This window comes from Streptomyces sp. SID3343 (assembly GCF_009865215.1).
In the GTDB taxonomy this organism is placed as follows: domain Bacteria; phylum Actinomycetota; class Actinomycetes; order Streptomycetales; family Streptomycetaceae; genus Embleya.
This window is the reverse complement of record NZ_WWJX01001212.1, coordinates 1-7618: the sequence shown is the minus strand read 5'-3', so window position 1 is coordinate 7618 and position 7618 is coordinate 1. Positions and strand designations below refer to the sequence as shown.

Annotated in this window: 6 protein-coding genes; 3 read left to right on the top strand and 3 right to left on the bottom strand. The window is 68.6% G+C overall.

From position 1 onward, the window contains the following. The coding region (locus GT354_RS38320; RefSeq protein WP_161360999.1) for a cyclopropane-fatty-acyl-phospholipid synthase family protein at positions 1-944 on the top strand (944 nt) is incomplete at its 5' end. Between the two features lie 219 nt (positions 945-1163). On the opposite strand, the gene GT354_RS38315 is transcribed toward GT354_RS38320, so the two are convergent. Beyond that, positions 1164-1991 carry an SAM-dependent methyltransferase gene (locus GT354_RS38315; RefSeq protein WP_161360998.1) on the bottom strand — a complete coding sequence of 276 codons (828 nt, stop codon included), beginning with the start codon at positions 1989-1991 and terminating at the stop codon, positions 1164-1166. Positions 1992-2313: 322 nt separating this feature from the next. Between GT354_RS38315 and aspS the strand changes: the two genes are divergently transcribed. After that, positions 2314-3636, top strand: a complete 1323-nt coding sequence (aspS, locus tag GT354_RS38310) for an aspartate--tRNA(Asn) ligase (protein ID WP_161360997.1) — start codon at positions 2314-2316, stop codon at positions 3634-3636. 175 nt (positions 3637-3811) lie between these two features. On the opposite strand, the gene GT354_RS38305 is transcribed toward aspS, so the two are convergent. Further along, complete coding sequence (locus GT354_RS38305; RefSeq protein WP_161360996.1) at positions 3812-5320, bottom strand: RNA polymerase sigma factor; 1509 nt, start codon at positions 5318-5320, stop codon at positions 3812-3814. 1119 nt (positions 5321-6439) lie between these two features. After that, entirely contained in the window at positions 6440-7360 is a 921-nt protein-coding gene (locus tag GT354_RS38300; protein ID WP_161360995.1) for an NAD(P)H-binding protein, read from the bottom strand. 59 nt (positions 7361-7419) lie between these two features. Between GT354_RS38300 and GT354_RS54985 the strand changes: the two genes are divergently transcribed. Beyond that, the coding region (locus tag GT354_RS54985) for a hypothetical protein (protein ID WP_237535865.1) at positions 7420-7618 on the top strand (199 nt) is incomplete at its 3' end.

The window sequence follows — 7618 nt, the reverse complement described above, 5'->3', positions numbered from 1 at the left end:
TGGCCGGACCGCCGCTACCCCCGCCGCCACCCGACGAGGAGGTCCGCCGGCGCCGCGGGGTCGCGCACAGCCTGCGCCGGGACCGGGCCGCGATCAGCCACCACTACGACGTCGGCAACGACTTCTACGCCCTCGTGCTCGGCCCCTCGATGGTCTACTCGTGCGCCTACTGGGACCGGCCCGACGCGACCCTGGAAGACGCCCAGCGGGCCAAGCTCGACCTGATCTGCCGCAAACTCGCGCTCGCCCCCGGGATGCGCCTGCTCGACGTCGGCTGCGGCTGGGGCTCGATGGCGCTGCACGCCGCCGAGCACTACGGCGTCGACGTCGTCGGCATCACCATCTCCGGCGAACAGGCCGAACTGGCCCGCAAGCGCGTGGCCGACGCGGGCCTCGACGGGCACATCGAGATCAGGGTCCAGGACTACCGCGAACTCACCGACGAGCCCTACGACGCGATCTCCTCGATCGGCATGGCCGAACACGTGGGCCGCGCCCAGTACCGGGTGTACGCCGACCTGCTCTACGCGCTCCTGCGCCCCGGCGGCAGGTTGCTCAACCACCAGATCGCCCGGCGCCCCACCGACGACGAAGAGTCCTACCACGTCGACGAGTTCATCGACCGCTACGTCTTCCCCGACGGTGAGCTGACGCCGTTGGGGCCGACGGTCGCCATCCTGGAGGAGGCCGGCTTCGAGGTGCGTGACGTACAGGCGCTGCGCGAGCACTACGCGCTGACGCTGCGCGCGTGGGTCGCCAACCTCGAGGCCGACTGGCCGCGTGCGCTCCGCCTGGCCGGACCCGGGCGGGCCCGAATCTGGCGGATGTACATGGCCGCGTCGGCGCTCGCCTTCGAGCAGAACCGGATCGGCGTCAATCAGGTCCTCGCGGTCAGGCCCGAAGCCTCGGGCCGCTCCGGAATGCCGGCGACCCGACAGATCTGACGTCGCCTCAGGGGCCCGGCGACGGAGGCGGCACACGACACAACGCCGCCAACGCCGCCGGGTAGGCGCTCGCGCACGGTGCGTCGACTGCCGGCCCCGGACAACCCCGGATGCAGATCACGCCCGACCCACCCGGAGGGTGTGCGATGGGTGCCGGCTCGGAGTCGGCCTCGGGTTTCGCCATGGAGCCCTGTCGAGAGGACTGTTCCGAGTGCCCACCTACGGTTTGCGGGCGATCGCGCCGACGACCAGGCGTTGTTCGACGGTCAGGCTCGCCTCGTCGACAGGCTCCTCGGGACGCCACATCGCGATGTGGACCAGGCCGGGATCGACCGTCTCCAGGCCCTCGAAGTAGGCCGCGATCTCGTCGCGTTCGCGGAAGCGACCGGAGCTGTGCGACCCCTGCATGACCCGCTCCAGCTTCTCCGACTCCGGCCCCGAGTGCAGGAAGTGGGTGAGGAAGAGCCAACTCCCGGAAGGCAGCGCGTCGAGATAGGTGCGCAGCAGACCGGCCGGGTCCTCGTCGTCGTTGATGTGGTGGATGACGCCGAGCAGCATCAGGCCGATCGGCTCGTCGAAATCGATCAGGCGCAGCAGGTCCGGGTGCTCCAGGACCGACTTCGGCTCGCGCAGGTCGGCGGTGATCACCGTGGTGCGGTTGTTCTCGGCCAGCAGTGCGCGGCCGTGCGCGAGCACGATCGGGTCGTTGTCGACGTAGACGACGTTCGTCTCCGGAGCGATCCCCTGCGCGACCTGGTGAGTGTTCTGCGCGGTCGGCAGGCCCGAACCGAGGTCGACGAACTGCCGTACGCCCTGCTCGACGAGGAAGCGAACCCCACGATGCAGGATCGCACGGTGCGCGGCGGAGTCGGTTTCGAGCCCCGGCACCACCTCGACGAGCTTGCGGGCCACTTCGCGATCGGCGGCGTAGTTGTCCTTGCCACCGATCAGGAAGTCGTAGATGCGCGCGACGCTCGGCACGTTCACATCGATGCCGGCCGGAGCCCGCTCGGTCTGCTGGGACTGGTTCGCGTCGGGCTCGGACATCGTGTCAACACCTCGAGGTCGCCGGTGGGAGGGCCACACGGGCACATTGCCCGGGTCAGCTGCGATGGTAGGCCGAAGCCAACCCTCTGAACGGCCAATTGTCGTTCGTCGGAAGGGAGTTCATGTCTTCGCATCCCTGATATGTCAGGTGTTTTGCCGCCCTGCCGGGTATGCGTCCGACCTGACCGAGGGGCGCGCGACCGCGAAAAACCCGCAGACACGGACCGAGGCGCGTTCTACGCTGACGTTCCCCGCGAGTGGCCGTCTACCGCTCGCTGCACTCGGCGCGACCAACGCGCCCGCGACCAAGGGAGTTGCCGCCATGACGCGTACCCTGCCCACGCGCACCCTCGTCCGTGACCTGACCGGACGCCTCGACGACGTGGTCACCGTGTACGGATGGATCGACACCCTTCGACTCCAGCGGCGGATGCAGTTCGCGGTCGTGCGCGACCACACCGGCAGCGTCCAGGTCACCCACGCGCGCGGCGGCGCCGACGATGCGATCGAGGCGGCGTTCGAACGGGTGACCGTCGAGTCGGCGGTCAAGGTCATCGGCAGGGTGGTGGCCAACCCCGTGGTGAAGCTCGCGGGGATCGAGATTCGCCCCGAGCGGGTGGAGATCGTCTCGCTCGCCGAGGCCGGCCTGCCGATCGACCGCAACACCGGCCCGGACCGCCGTCAGGACTGGCGCTTCCTCGATGTGCGCCGCCCCGAACGGCGCCTGGTCTTCGACGTCCAGACCACGGTCGAACAGGCCATGCGCCGCGTCGCCGCGGCCGAGGGCTGCACCGAGATGCACACACCCAAGCTGATGGGTACCGCGTCGGAGTCGGGCGCCGAGGTGTTCACCGTCGACTACTTCGGACGCTCGGCGTACCTGGCCCAGTCGCCGCAGTTCTACAAGCAGACCGCCATCGCGGCCGGCATCGACCGGGTGTTCGAGATCGGCCCGGTCTTTCGCGCGGAGCCTTCGTACACGTCGCGGCACGCCACCGAGTTCACCGGTGTGGACGCCGAACTCGCGTGGATCGACGGTGTCGGGGACGTGATGGCCTTCGAGGAGCGGATGCTCGTGGCCGTACTCGCCGACGTCCGCGACCGGCACGGCGCCGAGATCGAGCGCCTGCTGGGTGTCGAGGTCACGGTGCCCGCGACCCCGTTCCCGCGGATCGCGATGGCCGACGCGCTCACCCGGCTTCGGGCCGCGGGATGGGACCCGGCCGGAGCGGCCGTCGACCTCGACCCCGAGGGCGAACGCCGTCTCGCCGCGCTGATCGCCGAAGAGACAGGCCACGCATTCGTGTTCGTCACTCGATTCCCGGCTTCGGTTCGGCCCTTCTACCACCTGCGGCCGGACGACGACCCGACCGTCACGGAGAGCTTCGACCTGCTGTGGAAGGGAGTCGAGATCACCACGGGCGCGCAGCGTGAGCACCGGTACGACCGGTTGCTCGGGCAGCTCCGGGAGAAGGGCATGGACGCGGCACCGCTCGCGTCGTATCTGGACTGCTTCCGCTTCGGGATGCCCACGCACGGCGGCTTCGGACTGGGCCTGAGCCGAGTGCTGATGCTGCTGCTCGGCTTGCCGTCGATTCGCGACGCCACGTTCCTCTTCCGCGGACCCAACAGACTGGAACCGTGAACCCGCCGGCCCGCCTGGCGCGAAGGGGGATCGAGCGGGCTGTGCGCGATCGGGCGGGGCACATGCGATCGGGCGGGGCCACCATGCGATCGAGAGCGTGCGGTGGCGGAGGTTGAGCGCCGGGTACGGACGGAAGCCGCCGAATCGGTGGTCCGTCCGTACCCGGGGGCCTGCTCTAGTCCAGGTAGTCGCGCAGGACCTGGGAGCGGGACGGGTGGCGCAGCTTCGACATGGTCTTCGACTCGATCTGGCGGATGCGCTCACGGGTGACCCCGTACACCTTGCCGATCTCGTCGAGGGTCTTGGGCTGGCCGTCGGTGAGGCCGAAGCGCATCGAGATGACGCCTGCCTCGCGCTCCGCCAGCGTGTCGAGCACGGAGTGCAACTGCTCCTGGAGGAGCGTGAAGCTCACCGCGTCGGCCGGGCGAATCGCCTCGGTGTCCTCGATGAGGTCGCCGAACTCGCTGTCGCCCTCCTCGCCGAGGGGGGTGTGCAGCGAGATGGGCTCGCGGCCGTACTTCTGGACCTCGACCACCTTTTCGGGGGTCATGTCGAGTTCCTTGGCCAGCTCCTCCGGGGTGGGCTCGCGGCCCAGGTCCTGGAGCATCTGACGCTGCACGCGGGCGAGCTTGTTGATGACCTCGACCATGTGGACCGGGATACGGATCGTCCGCGCCTGGTCGGCCATGGCACGAGTGATCGCCTGCCGAATCCACCATGTCGCATAGGTGGAGAACTTGAAGCCCTTCGTGTAGTCGAACTTCTCGACCGCACGAATGAGACCGACATTGCCCTCCTGGATCAGGTCCAGGAACAGCATGCCGCGGCCTGTGTAGCGCTTCGCGAGCGATACCACGAGGCGCAGGTTCGCCTCGAGGAGGTGGTTCTTGGCGCGCTTGCCGTCCTCGGCGACGAGTTCCAGCTCACGCCGGAACTCGGGCGTCATGCCCGGCTCGGAGTCCAGCTTCTCCAGCGCGAACAGGCCGGCCTCGATGCGCTTGGCGATCGACACCTCCTGCTCGGCGTTGAGCAGCGAGACCTTGCCGATCAGCCGCAGATAGTCCTTGACCGGGTCCGCGGTGGCACCCGGCGTGGTGACCTGCTGCTGAGGCGCGTCGTCCTCGTCGGTCGTCAGTACGAATCCACTCGGGCCGACCTCGGGGGCCGCCGCCTCTGCGGGCTCGTCGAACAGATCTTCTTCGACCAGCGCCTCGCCGTCTTTGCCGGCTGCGGTTTCGGTGGTGGTCGTCTCGGTGGTGGTCTTCTTGACAGCGGTCTTCTTCTTGGCTGCTGCCTTCTTCGGCTTCGGAGCAGATTCCACGACGGACTCTCCGGATTCCGTTGCCGTGGTCGCGACTTGCGCGGGGGACGCCTCTGTGTTCTTGACACGGGTTGAGCGCGTGGATAGCGTCTTCTTGACAGATCGCCGAGTGGTGGCTACTTCCCTCCGCTGGGTCTCTTTGACCGGGTTGACGGTCAGCGTCACGCCGGCTTCGTCGAGAACCTCGTTGAGGCTGCGGAGAATGCTCTTCCACTGCGTCGCAGGGATGGCATCGGTTTCGAAGGCTCGGCGTATGTCCTCGCCGGTAATGGATCCTTCGGCCCGGCCGCGCTCGATAAGCGCCACCAAAGATTCGGATTCGGCGATTCTGTTCGGAAGCGTGCTGGACGAGCTCGGGGTCACAAATAACCTCTCGGTTTACGCGGGCATGCTGCGGCGCCGCAACTACACCGAATCGATGACGCACCCGCGGGACCGGATGCGTCGGCGCTGCCGGCGCCACTCAAGGCATCGCTCCGATCGGCAGAAGTGTTACGCCCCGTCGAGGGTGACCTGGGTCACTTCCATCATACGGGTGGTGTGCGGGTGTGCATCAGGGCTTCGGATCGGCCGTGGGAGTAGGGACAGTGGGCCGGTAGGACAAGGGTTGAGGCCGGTTCGGGTCCCGGATGGTGGTGGGTTCGGCGACCGGCTCCCGATTGCCGGGTCGGATCCTCGTTCGGCGTAACTTCCATCGTGCGTGACCCGAGCCCGAGACGTCGGCCGACGGAGCCTCCCGAGTGGATCGTGCTCTGGTCGTTACCTTGGGAGCCGGCCGGAAACCGTCCCGCGGGCGCCGGACCCCGTGGCGACCGGGTGACGAGTACGGCCGTAAGAGGGCCGGAATTAGCCCTTGCGGGCGATCCGGGATGCGTTCGGGTGAATCGTGTCCGAAAACCGTGCCGAGGTGGCTTCGGTATGCGGGTGGTGACGAGACCGTGTTGATCTTTGTTGTGCGGCCGAGGTGGATCTCCTCGAATAGCCGAACCCGGCGACCGGAGTATCCGAAGGATGTATCGAACGGATGCATTCGACGGTTGCGGGGTCAATCGGATCGGGTTGTCGGGTCGCTTGGCCGTTTGTTCTTTGTTTGGTTTGGTTGGATTGGCTTTTAGGTTCTTTGGTTCTTTGGTTCTCGTTCTGGTTTCTGGTTTCGTGTTCGGTTGGTTGATTCTTTGGTGTGTGTCCGGTGGTTGGTGGTTCGGCGGTTCGGGGGTGGCGGCCTTTGTTGGAATGCGGAAGCGGCTTCGATCGGCGAAAGGGGTTGCGGACGACGCGCGAAAGGCGGGCACGACGTCGAGTCCCGGGGGCGACGGGCCGGGCAGCGGATGTGGTCGGGGCGCTCTCGTAGGCACCGGGGGTCCGCACATTCGGGGGTGACGGGGTGGTCGTGCTGCCGGCCCTGGACCGGGTGGGTCCAGGGCCGGCGGCGGCGGTGGTGCGGTGGGGGCGCTGGGGGCGTGGTGGGTGATCGGCGGTGGGTCAGGGGGTCCAGGCTCCGGCGGCGTTTGCGGATTCGACGAAGTCGGTGAAGTCGCGGGGGGAGCGGCCGAGGGCCCGTTCGAGGCCATCGGAGAGCTTGGCCTCCAGGCCGCGGTGGATGGCGCTCAGGGCTGCGATCCAGCTCTGGGCGTCGGCTTCGGGGAGGCCGGCGGCGACGAGTTCGGCGTGGTAGGCGGCGGGGTCGACCGCGACGTAGCGGCTCGGGCGGCCGGTGGCTGCCGTGATCTCGGCCAGGGCCTCGGCGACGGTCAGGGCTCGGGGGCCGGAGAGTTCGTAGGTCCGGCCGGCGTGACCGTCGTCGAGGAGGGCCGCGGCGGCTACGGCCGCGATGTCCTCGACGTCGACGAAGGTCGCCGCGCTGGCGCCGACGGGGAGCCGGAGTTCGCCGGTGAGGATCTCGTCGCGGAACTGGCCCTCGCTGAAGTTCTGGGCGAACCAACCGGGTTGAAGGATCGTCCACGTGACCCCGGACGTACGGACGGCGCGCTCGGCGTCTTGACGGGCTTCGTTCGCGGGGTCGGCCTCACCGAAGTAGCCGGGGGTGTCCACGCCCCGCGCGGACAGCAGGACGATGCGTTGCACGTTGGCCGCCACTGCCTGGGCGACGAAGTCCGGGGTGGCGGGGACGCCGTCGAGCGGGACGATGTAGACGCCGGTGACCCCTTCGAGGGCGGGGGCCCAGGTGGATCGGTCCTGCCAGTCGAAGTAGCGGCCGTCGACGTGCCCTTGGGGGGACCGGGAGGCGACGTAGACGGGGACGTCACGGTTGCGGAGGGCGGTCACTACTCGCGAGCCGGTCTTGCCGGTGGCGCCGAGGACAAGGATCCGCCCCTGCGGGGGTTGCGCGTTGCGCGCGGGGGTTTGGGGGTGGGGGTGGGGGTGCGGTGATTGCTGTGTCATGGGTCAAGCGTTGCCTGGGGCGGGTTGTGCGGCCATGGGTGAGACGCCGGGGTGAATGGGTGGGCGTCCGGGGCGTCCGGGGCGTCCGGGGCGTTCGCTCGGGCGGCCGGTTCCTGCGCGCGCGGTTGGCGTTCGGGCGGGGTGTTGTCCTCAAGCGCCGGACGGGCTGGGAGGAGTTGGTGGGCTCGGGGTTCGCCTGTTGGTGTTCGGGGGGTGTTGTCCTCAAGCGCCGGACGGGCTGGGAGGGGTTGGTGGGCT